At 69.3% G+C, this 20,711-nt stretch carries 15 protein-coding genes; 8 read left to right on the top strand and 7 right to left on the bottom strand.

The window, feature by feature from the left end; genetic code table 11:
* Positions 1-410: 410 nt before the first annotated feature.
* Positions 411-860, top strand: coding sequence for a PTS sugar transporter subunit IIA (locus ACZ4UU_RS24405; protein WP_062722478.1), 450 nt, complete (start codon positions 411-413; stop codon positions 858-860).
* Positions 861-942: 82 nt separating this feature from the next.
* On the top strand, positions 943-2,613 hold the full coding sequence (gene ptsP, locus ACZ4UU_RS24400) for a phosphoenolpyruvate--protein phosphotransferase (RefSeq protein ID WP_471905479.1): 1,671 nt from the start codon (positions 943-945) through the stop codon (positions 2,611-2,613).
* Positions 2,614-2,683: 70 nt separating this feature from the next.
* Here ptsP and ACZ4UU_RS24395 read toward each other — a convergent pair whose 3' ends face one another.
* Entirely contained in the window at positions 2,684-3,577 is an 894-nt protein-coding gene (locus ACZ4UU_RS24395) for a hypothetical protein (RefSeq protein ID WP_471905478.1), read from the bottom strand.
* A 138-nt stretch (positions 3,578-3,715) separates the two neighbouring features.
* Positions 3,716-5,683, bottom strand: a complete 1,968-nt coding sequence (locus tag ACZ4UU_RS24390) for an acetoacetate--CoA ligase (protein WP_471905477.1) — start codon at positions 5,681-5,683, stop codon at positions 3,716-3,718.
* Between the two features lie 212 nt (positions 5,684-5,895).
* On the opposite strand from ACZ4UU_RS24390, the gene ACZ4UU_RS24385 reads away from it, so the two are divergent.
* Positions 5,896-8,268 carry a glycoside hydrolase family 31 protein gene (locus ACZ4UU_RS24385; protein WP_471905476.1) on the top strand — a complete coding sequence of 791 codons (2,373 nt, stop codon included), beginning with the start codon at positions 5,896-5,898 and terminating at the stop codon, positions 8,266-8,268.
* Here ACZ4UU_RS24385 and ACZ4UU_RS24380 read toward each other — a convergent pair.
* Both ACZ4UU_RS24380 and ACZ4UU_RS24375 read right to left on the bottom strand, forming a co-directional pair.
* Entirely contained in the window at positions 8,259-8,795 is a 537-nt protein-coding gene (locus ACZ4UU_RS24380; RefSeq protein ID WP_471905475.1) for an NUDIX domain-containing protein, read from the bottom strand. The genes ACZ4UU_RS24385 and ACZ4UU_RS24380 overlap by 10 nt on opposite strands.
* 50 nt (positions 8,796-8,845) lie before the next feature.
* Positions 8,846-9,652, bottom strand: coding sequence for a M15 family metallopeptidase (locus tag ACZ4UU_RS24375; protein WP_471905474.1), 807 nt, complete (start codon positions 9,650-9,652; stop codon positions 8,846-8,848).
* 157 nt (positions 9,653-9,809) lie between these two features.
* Between ACZ4UU_RS24375 and ACZ4UU_RS24370 the strand changes: the two genes are divergently transcribed.
* From ACZ4UU_RS24370 to glpK, 5 genes are all read left to right on the top strand, one after another.
* Positions 9,810-10,235 (top strand): Zn-ribbon domain-containing OB-fold protein, encoded by a 426-nt coding sequence (locus tag ACZ4UU_RS24370; RefSeq protein WP_471905495.1) that lies wholly within the window; start codon positions 9,810-9,812, stop codon positions 10,233-10,235.
* Entirely contained in the window at positions 10,232-11,422 is a 1,191-nt protein-coding gene (locus ACZ4UU_RS24365; protein ID WP_471905473.1) for a lipid-transfer protein, read from the top strand. Before ACZ4UU_RS24370 ends, ACZ4UU_RS24365 begins: the two co-directional genes overlap by 4 nt.
* A 107-nt stretch (positions 11,423-11,529) precedes the next feature.
* Positions 11,530-13,182 carry an EAL domain-containing protein gene (locus ACZ4UU_RS24360; RefSeq protein ID WP_471905472.1) on the top strand — a complete coding sequence of 551 codons (1,653 nt, stop codon included), beginning with the start codon at positions 11,530-11,532 and terminating at the stop codon, positions 13,180-13,182.
* A gap of 480 nt (positions 13,183-13,662) precedes the next feature.
* A complete protein-coding gene (locus ACZ4UU_RS24355; RefSeq protein ID WP_471905471.1) occupies positions 13,663-14,388 on the top strand; it encodes an MIP/aquaporin family protein in 726 nt (241 codons plus the stop codon).
* A gap of 22 nt (positions 14,389-14,410) precedes the next feature.
* Entirely contained in the window at positions 14,411-15,922 is a 1,512-nt protein-coding gene (gene glpK / locus ACZ4UU_RS24350) for a glycerol kinase GlpK (protein ID WP_471905470.1), read from the top strand.
* Positions 15,923-16,047: 125 nt separating this feature from the next.
* On the opposite strand, the gene ACZ4UU_RS24345 is transcribed toward glpK, so the two are convergent.
* From ACZ4UU_RS24345 to ACZ4UU_RS24335, 3 genes are read right to left on the bottom strand one after another with little or no spacing between them, the layout of a single operon-like run.
* On the bottom strand, positions 16,048-16,653 hold the full coding sequence (locus ACZ4UU_RS24345; protein ID WP_471905469.1) for a GTP-binding protein: 606 nt from the start codon (positions 16,651-16,653) through the stop codon (positions 16,048-16,050).
* The gene (locus tag ACZ4UU_RS24340; RefSeq protein WP_471905468.1) at positions 16,634-20,284 is read right to left on the bottom strand and encodes a hydantoinase B/oxoprolinase family protein; all 3,651 of its coding nucleotides are present in this window, start codon (positions 20,282-20,284) and stop codon (positions 16,634-16,636) included. Before ACZ4UU_RS24340 ends, ACZ4UU_RS24345 begins: the two co-directional genes overlap by 20 nt.
* Positions 20,285-20,308: 24 nt before the next feature.
* Entirely contained in the window at positions 20,309-20,704 is a 396-nt protein-coding gene (locus ACZ4UU_RS24335; RefSeq protein WP_471905467.1) for a DUF742 domain-containing protein, read from the bottom strand.
* Positions 20,705-20,711: the final 7 nt, after the last annotated feature.

The following is a 20,711-nucleotide window of genomic DNA, read 5'->3' as shown; positions in this document are numbered from 1 at the left end:
CTGGCGTTGATTTTTGGCACGCTGTTGAGTTCTCAAGGAACGGACGCTTCCTTTGTACTCACCCTCTCGGGCTTTCCTCCGGGCGCTTCCCTTCGCTGTTCCAAACTCTATCAGGGTTTTTCCGGCCCCCTGACCACCGTCCTGCAGGCATGCAGAAAGTGACCCCGGGATAGGATCTGACAAGTTTGGTGCTGCCGGACGAGGATGCGTAGTTGCGTCACTCAGCCCCAAGCAGGAGTACGACTGTACACGCGCCGACAGAGCGGGTGCAAATCGATATGGGGTATGGTCTAGACCACTCTGAGTGCCCGCGCGGAACCGGCACTTCGTGTGACATACCCTGCTGAACAGTGTGTCGTCCGCACAGGCAGCGACGGCCCATATCGATCTCCACCCCTGGGAGGCTTCCCATGACCACCGTCACGTCCCCACTTGCAGGACGCGCCGTCGGACTGGCGTCAGTGCCGGATCCGGTCTTCTCCGGGGCCATGGTCGGCCCCGGCACGGCGATCGACCCGGTGCGCGAGCCGTCCGAGGCGGTGTCGCCGGTCGACGGAGTCATCGTCTCCCTCCACCCCCATGCCTTTGTCGTCGTCGATGAGCAGGGCCACGGTGTGCTCACCCACCTGGGCATCGACACCGTTCAGCTCAACGGCGAGGGCTTCGAGCTGCTCGTGAACAAAGGGGACACCGTGACGCGCGGCCAGGGCATCGTCCGCTGGGACCCCTCGGCCGTCGAGGCAGCCGGTAAGTCGCCGGTTTGCCCGATCGTGGCCCTCGAAGCCACGGCAGAGGCTCTCTCCGAACTGCGTGACAACGGCGATGTGAAGGCCGGCGACAGTCTCTTCGTCTGGAAGTGACTTCGGTGCCGTCCTACGGCGGCAAGTAAGGACGACAACCACTGCGGCGGCGGGACCCGCCGCACTATCGGAGACGGGTGAGATGGAGACAACGCTGCGAGGCGTCGGCGTGAGCCACGGTGTGGCCATCGGCGAGGTTCGGCACATGGGAACGGCGGTACTCGAGCCGCCAGCCAAGCAGATTCCGGGCGAGGACGCGGAGCGTGAACAGGGGCGCGCTCGCAAGGCCGTGGAGGCCGTGGCAGCCGACTTGATGGCGCGTGGCAATCTGGCGGGAGGCGAGGCCCAGGCGGTCCTCGAGGCGCAGGCCATGATGGCCCAGGACCCGGAACTGATGGCGGACGTGGATCGGCGTATCGCCGTGGGCAGCACTGCCGAGCGTGCTGTGTACGACGCCTTCGCCGCGTACCGCGAGCTGCTGGCGGGTGCCGGTGAGTATCTCGCCGGTCGTGTGGCCGACCTTGATGACGTGCGGAATCGTATCGTCGCTCGTTTGCTCGGGGTCCCAATGCCCGGTGTCCCGGACAGCGACGAGCCCTACGTCCTGGTCGCTCGCGACCTCGCTCCAGCCGACACGGCGCTGCTGGACCCGGCTCTCGTTCTCGGCTTTGTCACCGAAGAAGGCGGTCCGACCAGCCACAGCGCGATTCTGGCGAGGGCGCTGGGTGTGCCGGCCGTCGTCGCGCTGCCGGGGGCCGGTGAGCTCGCCGAAGGCACGGTCATCGCTGTCGATGGCAGCACGGGCGACATCTTCGTGAACCCGACCGATGCCAAGAAGGCGGAGCTGGAGGCCGCTGCCGCTGCCCGTAAGGCGGCGCTCGCGGCGTCGAGCGGTCCGGGTGCCACCGCGGACGGCCACAAGGTGCCGCTGCTCGCCAACGTCGGTGGGCCGTCTGATGTGCCGGCCGCTGTCGAGGCGGGCGCCGAGGGTGTCGGTCTGTTCCGGACCGAGTTCCTCTTCCTCGACGACAGCAAGAAGGCGCCTTCGGAGGAGAAGCAGGTAGAGGCCTACCGGCAGGTGCTCGATGCCTTCCCGGAGGGCCGGGTCGTCGTGCGTGTCCTGGACGCGGGCGCGGACAAGCCCCTGGACTTCCTGACACCGGCCGATGAGCCGAACCCGGCGCTGGGTGTGCGGGGTCTGCGGACGCTGCTGGACCACCCCGAGGTGCTGCGGACCCAGCTGACGGCGCTTGCGAAGGCGGCCGAAGGGCTTCCCGTCTACCTCGAGGTCATGGCCCCGATGGTGGCGGACCGTACCGATGCGAAGGCGTTCGCGGACGCGTGCCGCGCGGCCGGGCTTCAGGCGAAGTTCGGCGCGATGGTGGAGATTCCGTCGGCCGCGCTGCGGGCGCGTTCGATCTTGCAGGAAGTCGAGTTCCTGTCGCTGGGGACGAACGACCTCGCGCAGTACACGTTTGCCGCGGACCGTCAGGTGGGTGCGGTGTCCCGGCTTCAGGATCCGTGGCAGCCCGCGCTGCTCGACCTGGTCGCGTTGTCCGCGGAGGCGGCGAAGGCCGAGGGCAAGAGTTGTGGTGTCTGTGGTGAGGCGGCGTCGGACCCGCTGCTGGCGTGTGTGCTGACCGGTCTGGGTGTCACCTCCCTGTCCATGGGCTCGGCGTCGATCCCTTATGTCCGCGCGACGCTGGCGAAGTACACGCTGGCGCAGTGTGAGCGTGCCGCTGCGGCCGCGCGGGCGGCGGACAGCGCCGAGGAGGCGCGCAACGCCGCTCAGGCGGTGCTGTCCGGCGAGTAGTCGGGCCGGTCCGGCCGCATCGTCGGGTTGTGGGGCGCTCCACTCTTTGGGTGGAGCGCCCCATCCGTGTTCAGTGCTGGTGTGCCGGTGGGGTTCCCTCATTGCCGAGGTCCGGCGGTACGCAGTAGTCGACGCCCGATTCCGGGGAGATGAGGTCTCCGGTGTCGATGTCGGTGCAGTAGGCGTCGAAGACTTCGCCCGCGGTGAGAGGTTCCAGGCCCTCTCCACGCAGGCGCCAGCCGTAGATGCGGTCGGAGGTGCCGGGGGCGCTGGTCCGCATGACGAGCCCGCCGGGGCTCTGAGTGGCGAGGCCGAGGGCGAGGACGGTGGTGAATTCCAGGGCTTCGGCCTCGTCGAGGTGTGTGGCGCCCTCGGCGTCTTCGTCGGCGTGCAGGACGGAGACGAGTGTCTCGGGGGTGCCCGTGACGCTGCAGACGAGGTGTCGGCTTCCCGGGTGGGCCGTGTCGAGGATGCGGACGACGAGGTTGGAGGCGCGGGCGAAGGCCGCGCGGCCGATGTCCTCACCACAGGTGGCGCAGGCGCCGAGGCGTGCCAGGAGGGTGGACGCGTACTCCCACGTGGCTTGTCGGACGGCTTCGTCGACGAGGGCCGGGACGAGGTCGGTCAGGGGCTGGCCCTGGTAGGGGATGGTGGGGCCCGTCGTCGCGAGTTCGGCGGTGAAACGTGTGCGGCTCGACGGATCGTCGGGGTCGAGGCCCGTTTCCGCGCAGAACTCGGCGTATTCCTGTGGGTCGAAGAGGGCGATCGTCGTATGGCTGCCTTGGGAGGCCCGGGTCCTGAGGAGGGCCTCCACCTGTTGGAGGTAGATCTTGTGATCGTCGAAGGTGAAGCTGCGGTAGTGCCTCATGGCACGGAAGTCGTGCTCGTCGGTCAGCAGACCGATCGTGCCGGCGATTTCGCGGCGCAGGACGCGTCGCATCGTCTGGTCGTCGGTGAGTGCCATGTTTCCCCCTGTGCGCAGTCGATCAATGCTCACTCACAGTAACCGGCGGCACTGACAACGGCGTCTGGGCGATGGCGTCGCAAGCGTCCGGCCTCGGGCTTCGCCTCCAATCGGTGGGGCCCTAAGCCGGGCGACGGGTCAGGCGCGCTTGCGGGCGAGCTCCTCGTAGAAGTGCAGGAGGTCGAGGTTGTCGATGGAGCCCGGGTTGACCGCCTTCTCCAGCGGGGTGCCTTGGAGGAGGCGCTTGACCGGGACCTCGATGCGCTTTCCGGTGAGGGTGTGGGGGACGCCTGGGACCTCGATCACTTCGTCGGGGACGTGACGGGGTGAGAGCTGTTCGCGGATGGTCCGCTTGATCCGGTTCAGGAGGTCCTCGTCGAGCACTGCTCCCGGAGCCAGGTGCACGAACAGGGGCATCCAGTAGCCGCCATCGGGCTGTTCGATGCCGATGACGAGGGATTCCTTGATCTCGGGCAGGCGTTCCACCGCTTCGTAGATGTCGGCCGAGCCCATGCGGACGCCCTGGCGATTGAGCGTCGAGTCGGAGCGGCCGTGGATCACGACGGAGCCGCGGGAGGTGACGGTGATCCAGTCGCCGTGGCGCCATACGCCGGGGTAGGTGTCGAAGTAGCTGTCGTGGTACCGGCTGCCGTCGGGGTCGTTCCAGAAGTAGATCGGCATGGACGGCATGGGGTTGGTGACCACGAGCTCGCCGACCTCGTCGGTGACGGGATTGCCGCTGGGGTCCCAGGACTGCAGGTCGGTGCCGAGGCTGGGGGCCTGGAGCTCGCCGATGTGCACGGGCAGGGTGGGCACGGCTCCGGCGAAGCAGGAGCACACGTCCGTGCCGCCGCTGACGGAGGCGATCCAGAGGTCGTCGCGGACCTCGTCGTGCAGCCAGCGGAAGCCGTCGGGGGGAAGGGGTGATCCGGTGGTGGCGACGCACTGCACCTTGCTGAGGTCGAAGTCACGTCCTGGGTGGACGTCGGCCTTGCGGCAGGCCATGACGTACGCCGCGGAGGTGCCGTAGAGGGTGGCTCCCGTGCGTTCGGCGATGCGCCATTGGGCGCCCGTGTCGGGGAAGCCGGGGCTGCCGTCGTACAGGACGATCGTGGTGCCGGTGAGGAGGCCGGAGACCAGGAAGTTCCACATCATCCAGCCCGTCGAGGTGTACCAGAAGAAGCGGTCCTCGGGGCCCAGGTCGCAGTGCAGACCGAGTTGTTTGAGGTGTTCGACGAGGATGCCGCCCTGGGACTGGACGATGGCCTTGGGGAGGCCGGTCGTGCCGGAGGAGTAGAGCACCCAGAGGGGGTGGTCGAAGGGGACCTGTTCGAAGACGGGTTCCTCGTCGGCGGCGGTCAGGGCCGACCACTCCAGGGCGCCTTCGGGGGCCTCGGTGCCGAGCAGGGGGATGTGCACCACGGCGCGCAGTGTGGGCAGCTCGCGGCGCAGTTCGGCGACGGTGTCGCGGCGGTCGTGCTCCTTGCCGCCGTAGCGGTAGCCGTCGACGGTGAACAGGACGATCGGTTCGATCTGCTGGAAGCGGTCGAGGACGCTGCGGGCGCCGAAGTCGGGTGCGCAGGAGGTCCAGACACCGCCGACGGCGGCCGTGGCCAGGAGGGCGACTACGGCCTGGGGGACGTTCGGGAGGTAGCCGCTGACGCGGTCTCCGGGGCGTACGCCGAGGGCTCGCAGTTCCGCGGCGAGGGAGCCGACCTGGCGGCGCAGCTCGGACCAGGTCACGGGGCGGGGGTCGTGTGACTCGTCGACGTGCAGGAGCGCGGGTTCGTCGGGTCGGGTCGCGGAGGCGCGCAGGGCGTGCTCGGCGTAGTTCAGGGTCGCGCCGGCGAACCATTGGGCGCCAGGCATCGAGCGGTCACCGAGCACGCGCGCGTAGGGGGTGGAGAAGCGTACGTCGAACCACTCCGTGACGGCTTTCCAGAAGGTGTCCAGTTCGTCGACCGACCAGCGGTGCAGGGCCGCGTAGCCGCCCTCGGTGGGGGCGCCGTGGTGTTCGGCGGCCCAGGCATGGAATTTGGTGACCTGGGCCAGGGCGATGCGTTCCGGATCTGGCTGCCAGAGCGGCTGAGGGTTCATGATCGACATGGAGCGGCTCCCGGACTCTGCGCGTCGTGTGCGTCTTCCGCGCACGGCTGGGTTGTGCGCGTGACGCGGCTGACACGGACGATGCCATGTGATCGACTTCTACACCAGGGTCCGCCCCACATAGTCCGTGTCGTGAAGATGTGGTCCCGGCACAGGTGAACGGCAGTTGAACGACACGCGCGCGTGGGGCGGTCAATGGCAGGCTGAGCAGCATGGACGGTCGTGACCTGGTGCGTTCGATGAAGGTGGTCGGTTCTGTGGGGGCGGCCCAGGGGTTGCGTACCGTGCGGGCGGCGTGGCGTAGGAGGCGTGTCGACGCCGCGGGGCTGCCATCCCGGGGCGTCGAGCGCGCTCGGGTGCCCGGACCTGTGCAGGAGGTGCGGCCCGGGCCGGGGGGTGGTGTCATCCGGTTCAGCCGGTCCGAGCTGCTTATCACCGTCGCCGTGAACGGGGCCGTTTTCTGGGGCTGGGACGGGGCCGGTCCCGAGCCGTCGTACGCCCTCGTGGACCGCTGTCCGGAGCCGGATCCCAGGGCGGTGCTGGAGCCCGACAAGGACGGCGGCTGGCGGGTCGTGGCCGAGCGGGTGACGGTCGTCGTCTCGCGGCACGGCGCCGTGGAGGTGCAGACCCCCGGTGGCGTGACGCTTCGGCGTGAGCTGCCGCCGCGCTGGTGGGAGCCGGTGGGTGGTGGATCCGCACGGTGGATGCAGCGGTCGGAGGTGGCCGCGGACGCGCGGTTCTTCGGGCTCGGGGGGCGGGCGTCGGGTCCTCGGTTGAGGGACGGAACGTATCGGCTGTGGAACACCGACCCCGGCCAGGCGTTCGGCCCGGGCGACGACCCGCTGTACATCACCATGCCGGTGCAGCTGGTGGTGGCCGACGCGGCCACGCATCTGGTGTTCTACGACACCTCGTGGGACGGCACGGTGACGCTGCGGGAGGGTGAGGAGGGCGCCGGTTCCGGGCATGACCTGGCGGGGACGAGCGAACTGCGGATGGACGGCGGTCCGCTGCGCTGCTGGGTGATGGTGGGTACCCCCGCGCGCGTGCTGCTCGTCTGGGCCGCTCTCACCGGTGCGGCCGCGCTGCCGCCGGCGTGGGCGCTGGGTCACCAGCACGCGCGGTGGGGCTTCGGCAGCGAGCAGGAGGTGCGGCGGATCGTCTCGGGATATCAGGAGCGAGATCTCCCGCTGGACGCCGTGCATCTGGACATCGACCACTATGACCAGCACCAGGTGTTCACGGTCGACGAGGAGCGCTTCCCCAAACTGCCGCAGCTTGCCGAGGACTTGCGCGGGGACGGCATCCGCCTGGTGTCGATCGTCGACCCTGCCCTCAAGGCCGCGCCGGGCAATGCCGTGTATGACAGCGGGTCGGCCGAGGACGCGTTCGTGAGGGACGCCTCCGGGCGGCTGGTGCGAGGGGTCGTCTGGCCTGGGGAGGCGGTCTTCCCGGACTTCACGCACGCGCGCGTGCGGCAGTGGTGGGGTGGTCTGTACGAGGAGCGGTTGGGGCAGGGGTTCTCGGGATTCTGGCATGACATGAACGAGCCGACTTCGTTCGCGGCTTTCGGGGAGTCGACGTTGCCGCGTTCGGCCCGCCATTCGCTGGAGGGGCGGGGTGGGGACCATCGAGAGGCGCACAACGTCTACGGGCTGTGCATGGCTCGGGCCGGTTACGAAGGGCTGCTCGAACTGGCGCCGGATGAGCGGCCCTTCGTCTTCTCCCGTTCGGGCTGGGTCGGCATGCAGCGCTACGGGGGGACGTGGTCCGGGGACGTGGCGACCGGCTGGCCGGGGCTGCGGGCCTCGCTGTCGCTGGTCGTGGGCCTGGGGCTGTGCGGTGTGCCGTATTCGGGGCCGGACGTGGGCGGCTTCGACGGGAGTCCCTCGCCGGAGCTGTATCTGCGATGGTTCCAGTTGGCCGCGTATCTGCCGCTGTTCCGTACGCACGCGAGTATGCGGGCTGGGCGCCGGGAACCATGGGAGTTCGGTCCCGAGGTGCTGGCGCACGCGCGTGTGGCGCTCGTCGAGCGTCGGAAGCTGCTGCCGTACTTCGTGACGCTGGCGCACCTGTCCCGGCGCACCGGGGCGCCCTATGTGCGTCCGCTGTGGTGGTCGGCGCCCGAGGACCGTGGGCTGCGCGACTGTGAGGATGCGTTTCTGCTGGGCGACTGCCTGTTGGTGGCGCCCGTGCTTGATCCGGGCACGGACCGGCGTGCGGTGCAGCTGCCTCGAGGGCGCTGGTACGACACGGCGACGGGGCGGGCGTACGAAGGACCGGGGCAGGTTCTCGTCGAGGCACCTTTGTCCCGGATCCCGGTGCTCGCGCGCTCGGGCGCCGTCGTCCCCGTGCGTGGGGACGACGGCGGGCTGGAACTGGAGGTGTGGGCGCCCGCCCCGGGGCGTACCGGGGGCGGGCTGGTCGTGGCTGATGCGGGTGACGGCTGGGACGAACCGGAGATCGAGCGTTACGTCACACGCTGGGATGGGCGAAAGCTGCTGGTCGAGCTGGAGCACGAGGACGGTGTGATCAGGTCACCCCGTCCGGTGCGTATACGCGGGCTCGATGAGCGTCAGACGTAGCGGCCCTCGAAGAAGGCCTTCACGGCCAGCGTGTGCAGCGGGAAGGCCAGCTCCTCCGGCCTGTGCAGGAGGTGCCAGCCCTCGGTCTCGTCCGTGGCGGCCGAGGTCGGGAGACGATCGGCGGGCCGTTCCGGCAGGAGGCCGAACAGCAGCAGGTGCCCGTCGGGGGAGCTCATCGCGTCGGCGAGTCGTACGTCGCGGCCGGCCGCGTCGATGCCGGTCTCTTCCTTGAGTTCGCGGACGACGGCCTGCCGCCAGTCCTCGCGATCGTCGATGTAGCCGCCCGGCAGGGCGATGCCTCCGCGCGCGGGGGCGACGGTTCGGGTGATGACGACCAGGGCGGTGCCCTTGGTGTCGTACACGGGCTGGAGCGCGACGGCTACCGGCAGGGGGTTGCGGTAGGCCACCGTGCCGCACGCCGGGCAGGTGCGGGGCCAGCCGGAGACGCCCTCTCCGTAGGGCGCGCCGCAGCTCGAACAGTGGGAGCTTGCTGCGGAGTTGGGGGCGGAGAACTGAGTTTCGGACACGCGGCGGACTGTATCCGATCAGCGGAAGGGCGTCTTCCGAGGGCCGGTCATCAGGGCTTCGTGAGGGAGTTCCAGGACACGGGGAAGTCGAAGTAGGTGTCCGGATAGAGCTCCGGCTTGTACGTGTAGTGCCACCACTCTTCGGCGAGGTTCACGAATCCGAGGGCTTCGAGGGTGCTCTTGAGCAGCAGGCGGTTGGCGCGCTGTTCGCCCTGGATGCGTGGGTCGAGGGTGTGCGAGAGGGGGTCGAAGCAGTCGAATCCGGTGCCCATGTCGGCGGAGTTGTCGGGGAAGCGCTCGTCCTGCGGCGCGTAGCAGGGCACGAGGGGCTCTCCAGGTACGTAGGGCCTGGTGGGCTTGGTCGGCAGCCTGACGATCGTCAGGTCCATGGTGGAGCCGCGGCTGTGGCCGGATTTCTCCGCGATGTATCCGTCCTCGAACAGGCGGGTCTTGTCGACGTCGGGGTAGAACTCGCCTTTCATTGCCTGGTCGTCGAGGTCCTCGGCCCAGCGGACGAAGTGGTCGACGGCGCGCTGGGGCCGGTAGCAGTCGTAGACCTTGAGTGTGTAGCCCTGGCGCAGCAGCCGCTTCTGGGCCTGGTGGAGTGCTTCGGCGGCGGGTCGGGTGAGGATGCAGAGAGGTTGTCGGTAACCGTCGATGGGCTCGCCCACGAAGTTGTGCGGGGTGAAGTAGCGCATCTCCTGAAGGATGGTGGGATCCACGGTTCTCAGCGCCACGAAGTTCTCCGGCGCTCGGGGCTCGGGATTCGCCTGGGCGGTGGCGGCAGCGACGGTCACGGCGAGCAGGGTGGCGAGGGTCGTGACCAGTCTCCGTACCGTGGTCGAGAGTCGTGTCATGCCTCCTGCGTCTATCAGGAGTCTCGTCCGCGAGGGAAGCGGTCGGGCGCGGTCCACTCGCAAGTCACTCTGCCGCTTCGCGGTTGCCCGTGGCACACTTCTGACGTCCCGTCAGATCCAGTCTTCAGGAGGGACCATGCCACGCACGCGCACGCCGGTGGTCGCCGGGTGGTTCACCGGTGACGGGGACCACTTCCGACTGCTGGCCACCCGCTGCTCGACCTGCGCCTCGATCTTCTTTCCGCGCGAGGACGCCCACTGCCGAAACCCGGGCTGCTCCGGCGGCGACCTGGAGGAGTTCCCGCTCTCGCGGCGCGGGCACATCTGGTCGTACACGGACAGCCAGTATCGGCCTCCGTCACCCTATGTGACCGATCCGGAACTTCCATGGGAGCCGTACGCGTTGATCGCTGTGGAGCTGGAATCCGAGCGCCTCGTGGTGCTGGGACAGGCGGTTCCCGGGGTCACCGTCGCCGATCTGACGGTGGGCACGGAGGTCGAGGTCGTTCCGGGCGTACTGCACGAGGACGCCGAGACCATCTGGACGACCTGGCATTGGCGGCCTACGGGGGTGGCGGCGTGACAGACGACGTGGCGGTGCTCGGTGCGGGCATGCATCCCTGGGGCAAATGGGGACGTGGCTTCGTCGAGTACGGGGTGGCGGCGGCCCGCGCGGCACTCGCCGACGCCGGACTGGAGTGGCGGGACATCGGGTCGATCGTCGGTGCGGACACAGTGCGCGGCGGCTATCCGGGCTATGTGGCCGGGGCCACGTTCGCGAAGGCGCTCGGCTGGCAGGGCGCCCAGGTCACGAATGTGTACGCGGCGTGCGCGTCCGGGGCGCAGGCCATCAACACCGCGCGGGCGCACATACTTTCGGGACTTGCGGACGTGGTGCTCGTGGTGGGAGCCGATGCGGCTCCCAAGGGGTTCTTCCGGCCGGCCGGCGGTGACCGACCCGACGATCCGGACTGGCTTCGCTTCCGAGTTCTCGGCGCGACCAATCCCACGTACTTCGGCCTGTACGCGCGTCGGCGGATGGCTGTACACGGGGACACACCGGAGGACTTCGCGCAGGTCAAGGTGAAGAACGCCGCCCTGGGCGCGCTGAATCCCTACGCCCGCTACCGCAAGCCGGTCACCGCCGAGGAGGTCGCCGCCTCCCCGGTGGTCGCCGACCCGCTGCGGCTGCTCGACATCTGCGCGACCTCGGACGGAGGGGCGGCGCTCGTGCTGGCCGGCATGGAGTTCGCGCGTCGGCACGGCGCCACGGACCCGGTGCGGATCCGGGCGGTGTCCACCGTGACGCCACGTTATCCGAACACGGTCCTGGATCTGCCCGACATGGCGACGGACTCGGCTGCGGCGGTGCGACCGGCGGACGGGACGTTCCGGGAATCGATCGCGCGCGCGGCCTACGAGGAGGCGGGCGTCGGTCCCGAGGACCTGAGCCTCGCGGAGGTCTACGACCTGTCCACCTCCCTGGAGTTGCAGTGGTACGAGGACCTGGGGCTGTGCGGTCAGGGTGAGGCCACGAAGCTGCTGCGGGATGGCTCGACGGCGCTGGGTGGCCGCATACCCGTGAACACGAGCGGCGGCCTGGCGTCGTTCGGAGAGGCTGTTCCGGCCCAGGCCATCGCCCAGGTGTGCGAACTCACTTGGCAGCTGAGAGGAGGTGCGGGTGACCGGCAGGTCGCCGGGGCGCGGGTGGGCATCGCCGCGAACCAGGGACTGTTCGGGCACGGGTCCGCGATGGTCGCGGTGTGCTGAGGCGTGGCGACCAGGCACACATCTACGCTGTGTAAGTAGCCCGAAATGCTGTGTGAACGTCTCATGAACTGGCCCCGGGCGTACGTGGTCGGCGCAATCATGCTCCCGTGGACTCCTGGACGGATACTCTCCGCTTCGCCTTCCAACCAGTGGTCAATCTGACAACCGGGGGAGTCGCGGGGCTGGAGATACTCGCCCGCCCGGAGACCGGCGACGTCCTGGCCGAGGCTCGCCGCGATCCCGAACTGGACGGTCGGCTGGCCGTGTTGGCGTTCCGTGCGGCGGCGCGCAAGGAGACATTGCTGCCCCTGTACGTCAACGTGTTCGCCGGCACTCTCGCCGACCTGGGCGGGCTCACACCGCTGCACGACGCCGTGCGCGCGGCGGGTCGGCTGCCGTGGGAGGTGACGATCGACATCGGGCCGCCGTACACACACGTGCCCCAGCAGGCGCTGCTGGAAGCGATCGGCGCGCTCCGTGGCCAGGGTTTCCGGATCTGTACGGACGGCGTCGGCGACGGAGACGTCCCGTTGCGGTTGCTCACGGACATGGCGCCGGACCTGGTGAAGCTCGACGCGTCCCTGCTGGCGCGGCCGGCGGGGGTACGGGCGATGCGGACGCTGTGCGAGCAGCTGGGTGCTCTCCTGTGCGTCGAGGGCGTGGAAACGGAGTTGCAGTGCGCGTCCGCACGGTCGGCCGGTGCTCAACTGGCTCAGGGTGAGCTGTTCGCCCCGCCGGCTCGGCTGCCCGCCGCGGAGGTATACGTTCCGTCGCGCTCCCCCGGACTGGCGGCGACGCCGCGATCGGGGCCGTCGGTGCGGGAGTTCGTGCGCCCGGCCGCACTGCTGCCCGCCACCGCGTCCGCGGGCCAGGTCCGGGCGCTGTTGACCGGGTCGCCGGATGTGTCGGGGGTCCTGCTGGTGGACCGGAGCGGTGTTCCGGTGCGATCGGTGCATCGTTCCCGCTTCCTGCTGTCGATGTCGGGTCGTTACGGCCACGCCCTGTACGCGGACCGGCCGGCGGCCAAGCTCGGAGATCCGCCGCGCACCGTGGGCGTCGACGCCACAGCGTGGGAGGTGCTGGACGTGGTCGCGGACGGCGGCAGGGCCCGTACGTCGGACGATGTGGCCGTGGTCGACCGGTACGGCCGGTGTGTGGGCGTCGTTCGGCTCGCGGACCTCGTGCGGGCCCTGGCCGAGAGCCGGGTCGAGGAGGCGGCCGGACTCAACCCGCTGACCCGGCTGCCGGGCTCGGACGCGATCACCGGCGAGGTGGACCGACGGATCGCGGACGGACGGACGTTCGCACTGAGTTGGCTGGATGTCGACCACTTCAAACAGGTCAACGACGGAGCCGGCTTCGCGGCGGGCGATGAGCTCATCCGGTCGGTGGGACGGGCACTGCACCACGTGGCGTCGGACAGTACGCGCGTGGGTCACATCGGAGGGGACGACTTCCTGGTGCTGGCGGATCCGGAGGGGTTGTACCCGCTGGCCGCCTCGGTCCTCGACTCACCATGGTCGGCGGCCGGACGCCCCGTCACATTGTCCCTGGCCACCGTCCTGTGCGAACCCGGAAGCGTGGCGGACCACCGGCAGGCGGCCTCCTGTCTGGCCCCGCTGAAGAAGGCGGCGAAGTCACTGAACGGGGCGAGTTGGGTGCTGGGCCGCGCGGGGCTGCCCGGGTTGGAGATCCTGCGCGGGACGGACGCCGCCCCACCCCAGTCGGCGTGCGCGGTGGCGGAGCCCGGCAGGGGGTGAGACGCTTTCTCCACGTGGCCGAAGGTGGCTGAAAGGTGACCTCAGGCCACAGCACAGCCATGACCATCGGCCTCTGCCGGGTCCGGCAGGAACTGGCCTGCCTGCCGGCCTCAGCAGGACCTCGGTGCCCATCCCATCCACCAGCGGGCGCGCCGGGAGCACGGTCGGCGTGGGTCCGTGACCCGTCGGCACGCCCTCAACCGTTGGCGTCGGCGACCTTGACGCCCCCTGGACGCCGGTGAACACTTCCCGGTGTCAGCCGACATCGCCGTACATTCTCGGCGTATCCACGCACTGCGCCGTGCGGTTCCGCCTGTACCAAGGGCCCACTCCCCCACGGGTGATTCGGCTGTTACGGCACGCTCGTCACGGACGCCGGGCGGGGCGCGGGACCATCCCTGCCTTCGGCTGAAGTCGCCATGGGAAACGCACCCCGCAGGAGACCGGGCCGATGGTCCCGGTCAGGGCCTAGGAGCCGCCATGAGCAATGGAGACATATTCCTCGGTGAGGTCATCGGGACCGCGATCCTGATCCTCTTCGGGGCCGGTGTGGTCGCCGCCGTCGTACTCAACTACTCCAAGGCCAAGGACGCGGGCTGGGTCGTCATCGCCTTCGGCTGGGGTTTCGGCGTGATGGCCGGCGCGTACACCGCAGCTCCCCTGTCCGGCGGGCAGCTGAACCCGGCCGTGACGGTCGGGATCGCCATCGACACCGGGGAATGGGACAAGGTTCCCGTCTACATCGCCGGCCAGATGGTCGGGGCGATCCTCGGTGCGGTGCTCTGCTGGCTGGTCTACTACGCACAGTTCCAGGCCAACGCCGACGAAGAGATCGCTCAGCCGACCCTCGGGATCTTCTCCACCGCGCCCGCGATCCGCAACACCGTGGCGAACCTCGTCACGGAGATCATCGCGACGGTCGCGCTGGTGCTGCCGATCCTCGCCTTCGGACTGACCAAGGGGCTCGGTGTGTCCGGCACCGCGATTCTGATCGTCGCGTTCCTGGTGGTCGGCATCGGCCTGTCGCTCGGCGGTCCCACGGGATACGCCATCAACCCGGCCCGTGACCTGGGCCCCCGCATCGTCCACGCCCTGCTCCCGATTCCCAACAAGGGCACCTCGGACTGGGGTTACTCCTGGATTCCGGTGGTCGGACCGCTGATCGGCGGGGCGCTGTCCGGGCTCATCTTCAACGCAGCCTTCTGAAGGAACCGACGAAGGGGACGCCATGACGGACAAGTTCGTCGCCGCCATCGACCAGGGCACGACCTCGAGCCGCTGCATCATCTTCAACCAGGACGGCGCCATCGTGGCCGTCGACCAGCGCGAGCACCGCCAGATCTTCCCCAAACCCGGCTGGGTGGAACACGACGCCACCGAGATCTGGTCCAAGGTGCAGGCGGTGGTCGCCGGCGCCGTCGCCAAGGCCGGGTTGCGAGCCGACCAGCTCAGCGCGCTCGGCATCACCAACCAGCGTGAGACGACGGTTCTCTGGGACCGGGCCACAGGCAAACCGGTGCACAACGCGATCGTGTGGCAGGACACGCGTACCGCGGCGTTGTGCAACCAGCTCGGCGGATCGGACGGGCAGGACCGTTTCCGCGAGCAGACCGGCCTGCCACTGGCCAGCTACTTCTCCGGCCCCAAGGCTGCCTGGCTGCTGGACAACGTGCCCGGTCTCAGGGCCCGTGCCGAGCGCGGTGAGATCGCCTTCGGCACCATCGACTCCTGGCTGATCTGGAACCTCACCGGCGGCACGGACGGCGGGCACCACGTCACCGACGTGACGAACGCGGGACGAACGATGCTGATGAACCTGGAGACTCTCCAGTGGGACCACTCGATCCTGACCGCCATGAACGTGCCGGAGGCCATGCTGCCGGAGATCAGGTCCTCCGCCGAGGTGTACGGGACCGCCGTCGGTCAACTGGCCGGGGTGCCGGTCGCCTCGGCCCTGGGCGACCAGCAGGCCGCCGTGTTCGGGCAGGCCTGCTACGACGTGGGCACGGCCAAGAACACGTACGGCACAGGCAGCTTCCTGCTGCTCAACACCGGCAACCGGCCGGTGCCGTCGAAGAGCGGCCTGCTGACCACGATGGGCTACAAGATCGGCAGTGAGGCGCCGGTGTACTGCCTGGAGGGGGCGATAGCCATAACGGGCGCGCTGGTCCAATGGTTCCGCGACCAGCTCGGCATCATCCGCACCGCCGACGAGATCGAGCCCTTGGCGGCGAGCGTCGAGGACAACGGCGGCGCGTACATCGTGCCGGCTTTCTCCGGCCTGTTCGCGCCGTACTGGCGTTCCGACGCGCGCGGGGTGATCACCGGCCTGACGCGTTACGTCACCAAGGCGCACCTCGCCCGCGCGGTCCTGGAAGCGACGAGCTGGCAGACGCGCGAGGTCGTGGACGCCATGTACCAGGACTCCGGCGTGGAGATCACGACCCTGAAGGTCGACGGCGGCATGACGAAGAACAACCTGCTCATGCAGCACCAGGCGGATGTGCTCGACGTGCCGGTGATCCGGCCCAAGGTCTCCGAGACGACCTGCCTGGGGGCCGCGTACGCGGCCGGGCTGGCCACCGGCGTGTGGAACGACCTGGACGAGCTCAAGGCGCACTGGGCGAAGGACGCCGAGTGGACGCCCGGCATGACCGCCGACATGCGTGAGCGCGAGTACCACAACTGGCGCAAGGCGGTGGAGAAGAGCTTCGGCTGGCTGGAGGACGGCGAGAACTGACGGGACGGCTGAAGGCGAAGAACGGTCCACGCGTGCGTGCGTCCCCTCGTGAGAGACGCGCGTGCCCATGAGCCACGGCTCGTACCCCGGTCGGCGGGGGTACGGGCCGTGCCCGCCTCCCGGCCTCAGGTGGTCACGGTCTCGCGGCGGTCCGCCTGGAAGCCCATGGCGTGCTGGACGACACCGATGAGGATCTCCTTCACGGACTCCCTGTCGCGGGCGTCGCACAGCAGCAGCGGTACGTCGCTGTCGAGGTCGAGGGCCTGCCGGATGGCCTCCGCGGGATATCGGTCCGCCCCCTCGAAGCAGTTGACGCCGACAAGGAAGGGTATGGAGCGCCGCTCGAAGTAGTCGACGGCGGCGAAGCAGTCCTCGAGGCGGCGGGTGTCGGCGAGCACGACGGCGCCGAGCGCGCCTTCGGACAGCTCGTCCCACATGAACCAGAACCGCTCCTGGCCCGGCGTGCCGAAGAGGTACAGCACCAGGTCCTCACGCAGGGTGATGCGTCCGAAGTCCATGGCCACGGTGGTGGTGCTCTTGCTCTCGACACCGCTCGTGTCGTCGACCGGGCGTCCGGCCTCGGTGAGCAGTTCCTCGGTGCGCAGCGGCCTGATCTCGCTGACCGCGCCGACGAGGGTCGTCTTGCCCACGCCGAAGCCGCCGGCCACCAGGATCTTGAGCGTTACGGGCTCGACCGGAGGCTTCCCGCGCTCAGAACGCCCGAAGATCATCGATCTCTTCTCCTGCTTGATGGGGGTCGCGCGACGGCCGGCCGTAGCCTCCGCCGCCAGGGGTTTCGATGACGAGTACGTCGCCGGGTCCGACGTCCGCGGAGTCGCTGCCGCCGAGCGCGGTGACCGTTCCGTCGGCGTGTTCCACGCGGTTGGCGCCCAGCGCGCCGGGGTGGCCGCCCGCCATGCCGTACGGCGGGACCCGGCGGTGCTGGGACAGCGTGGAGACGGTCATGGGCTCGTGGAACCGGATGCGGCGCACGGCACCGTCCCCGCCGCGCCACTGCCCGGCCCCGCCACTGCCGCGCCGTACGGCGAACTCGTCGAGTTGTACGGGCAGTCGCCACTCAAGCACTTCGGGATCGGTGAGCCGCGAGTTGGTCATATGGGTCTGGACGACGGGCGCGCCGGGGAACCCGTCGCCCGCGCCGGATCCGGAGGCCACGGTCTCGTAGTACTGGTGGCGTTCGTTGCCGAAGGTGACGTTGTTCATGGTTCCGGAGCCCTCGGCCTGTACGCCCAGTGCGGCGTAGAGGGCGCCGGTGATGGCCTGGGATGTCTCCACGTTGCCCGCGACGACCGCCGCCGGGGGTTCGGGGGCGAGCATCGAACCGGGCGGCACGATGATGTCGAGGGGACGCAGGCAGCCGTCGTTGAGCGGGATGTCGTCGGCGACGAGGGTGCGGAAGACGTACAGGACGGCCGCGTTGACGACTGAGAAGGGTGCGTTGAAGTTCGTGGCCAGTTGCGGGGACGTGCCGGTGAAGTCGACGGTGGCCGAGCGGTTCTCGCGGTCCACGCGCACGCGTACCCGGATGAACGCGCCGGAGTCGGTCTCGTAGACGTACTCGCCGTCGTCCAGGGCGTCGATGACTCGGCGTACTGCTTCCTCCGCGTTGTCCTGGACATGCTTCATGTACGCCTGGACGACGGCGAGGCCGAAGTTGTCGATCATGCGGGCGACTTCGTCGACGCCCTTCTGGTTGGCCGCGATCTGGGCGCGAAGGTCCGCGAGGTTGGTCTTGGGGTTGCGGGAAGGGTAGGACGCGTCGGTGAGCAGTCGGAGGGTCTCCGGCTCGCGGAAGCGACCGTTCTGGGCGAGCAGCCAGTTGTCGAAGAGGATGCCCTCCTCCTCGATGGTGCGGCTGTTCGCCGGCATGGAGCCAGGGGCGATGCCGCCGATCTCCGCGTGGTGGCCGCGTGAGGCGACGTAGAAGAGGATCTCCGGCTCACGCTCCGTGTTCGTCGCGCTGTCGGTGTCGAAGACCGGGGTGATCACGGTGACGTCGGGGAGGTGGGTGCCGCCGTGGTACGGGTCGTTGACGGCGTAGGTGTCGCCTGGGCGCATCCGCGAGCCGCGGCGGCGGATGACCTCCTTGACGCTGGTGCCCATCGAGCCCAGGTGGACGGGGATGTGCGGGGCGTTGGCCACCAGGTTTCCGTTCGGGTCGAAGAGCGCGCAGGAGAAATCCAGGCGTTCCTTGATGTTGACGGACTGGGCCGTTGATTCGAGGCGAGCGCCCATCTGTTCGGCGATGGACATGAAGAGGTTGTTGAAGACCTCGAGAAGAACCGGGTCTGCCTTCGTGCCGAGATCGGAACTCTCCGTAATCGCCGCGCGTTCCATGACCAGATGCCCGTCGTCGGTCGTCGCGGCTTGCCAGCCGTCGTCGACGACCGTCGTCGCGCTGGCCTCGGTGATGATCGCCGGGCCGGTGACGGTCTCGCCGGGGGGCAGGTACTCGCGGCGGTGGAGGGGGACGTCGCGCCAGGTGCCGCCCGTGTGGAGGCGGACGGTTTCCGGTGCGGCCGGGCTGCCTTCGGGGGCGGCATCGTAAGGGGCGAGGACGGAGAGATCGGGGGGTTCGGTGATGCCGGTGGCTTCGACGGAGAGGGCTTCGACGACGATCGGTCGGTCGAGTGTGAAGGAGTACGTGGCGCGATGACTATCTTCGAAGGTGCGCCTCATCGTGTCGGGCTCGGTGAGCTCGACGGTGAGGGTGGTGTCGGTGCCGTCGTAGCGGAGTTGGGCGCGGCGGGTGGCCTTGATCCGGTCCTCGGGGACGTCCTCGTCGAGGAGTTCGGTGCGGGCAGCGGATTCCAGGTCGTCCGCCGTCTTCAGGACGCCGGCCATGGAGGCGGCTTCCATGGGCGCCTCAACGGACTGTTCACGCATGGCCGTGGTGTCGGCCAGGCCGATGCCGAGGGCGGAGAGGACGCCGGCCATGGGCGGCACGAGGACGGTGCGGATGCCGAGCGAGTCGGCGACCATGCACGCGTGCTGACCTCCCGCTCCACCGAAGGTGGTGAGGGCGTAGCGGGTGACGTCGTGCCCCTTCTGCACGGAGATCCGCTTCACGGCGTTGGCGATGTTGGCGACCGCGATCTGAAGGTAGCCCTCGGCGACCTGCTCGGGAGTGCGGTCGTCACCGGTCTGGTCCCTGATGTCGCGGGCGAGGGAGGTGAAGCGCTCGCGGACGAGGGCGGTGTCGAGCGGCTGGTCCCCTTCGGGGCCGAACACCTTGGGAAAGTGGGCGGGTTGGATGCGTCCGAGCATGACGTTGGCGTCGGTGACCGCCAGCGGGCCGCCGCCCCGGTAGCAGGCGGGCCCCGGGTCCGCGCCCGCCGAGTCCGGCCCTACGCGGTAGCGGGACCCGTCGAAGTGGAGGACCGAGCCGCCGCCTGCCGCGACGGTGTGGATGTCCAGCATGGGGGCGCGCAGCCTGACCCCGGCGATCTGGGTGGTGAAGACGCGTTCGTACTCGCCGGCGAAGTGCGAGACGTCGGTGGAGGTGCCGCCCATGTCGAACCCGATGACGCGGTCGAAGCCGGCGAGCTGCGACATGCGCGCCATGCCGACGATGCCTCCGGCGGGGCCGGAGAGGATCGCGTCCTTGCCACGGAACTGGCCGGCTTCGGCGAGGCCGCCGTTGGACTGCATGAACATCAGCCGTACGCCTTCGAGCTCGTCGGCGACGTGCTGGACGTAGCGGCGCAGCACGGGCGAGAGGTAGGCGTCGACGACGGCCGTGTCTCCGCGCGGGACGAGCTTCATCAGGGGACTGACCTCGCTGGACAGCGAGATCTGCGGGAAGCCGATGCGGGCGGCGAGATGCCCGACGGCCTGTTCGTGGGTGGGGTGGAGGTGGCTGTGCATGCAGACCACGGCGAGGGCGCGGATTCCGTCGTCGTACGCGTGCTGGAGGTGGCCTTCGAGGGCGTCCAGGTCGGGCGCGCGCACGACGGTTCCGTCGGCGGCGATGCGCTCGTCGATCTCGACGACCCGTTCGTACAGCAGCTCGGGCAGTTCGATACGGCGGGCGAAGATGCGCGGGCGGTTCTGGTAGGCGATGCGCAGGGCGTCGCGGAAGCCTTGGGTGATGACGAGCAGGGTCCGCTCGCCCTTGCGTTCGAGGAGGGCGTTCGTAGCGACCGTCGTGCCCATGCGGACCGCCTCGACGGGGTCCTGGGAACCCCTGAGCAGCTCGCGTACGCCCGCGACGGCCGCGTCGGAGTAGCGAGCCGGATTCTCCGAGAGGAGCTTGTGCGTCATCAGCCGGCCGTCCGGGCGGCGCGCGACGACGTCCGTGAAGGTGCCGCCTCGGTCGACCCAGAACTGCCAGCCTGTCACGTCACTACCCCGCTTCCGCGCCGCTCACAGCGCCCGCAGGCCGTTGATCACGTCGCGCAGAATACTCTCGTCCACCAGTTCCGCAGGCGGTACTGGCCGGTTCACATGGACGAATTCCGCGTCCACGAGATCCCCGACGAGGACCCGTACGACTCCGATGGGCAGATCGAGCTCGGCGGAGAGTTCGGCGACGGACTGCGGGGCGTGACGGCACAGTCCGACGATGTCCACGTGTTCCGGGGACAGCGTCGAGTCCGCTTCCGGGTCGTCCGCGTGCGGTTCCGCGACGACCACTGCGATCAGGTCGAGGCGGTGCTGGGCCGTACTGGTGGTGCGGCCCCGCGTCATTGCGTACGGACGAACGACTGGTCCGGCCTCGTCGTCGAACCAGTGGCTTCTTCCCTGACCGTCAGCGCTCATGCCATCC

The sequence above is a fragment of the Streptomyces sp. NPDC028907 genome (assembly GCF_055564995.1).
The sequence above is the reverse complement of the archived record's forward strand: the minus strand, read 5'-3'. Positions and strand labels throughout refer to the sequence as shown.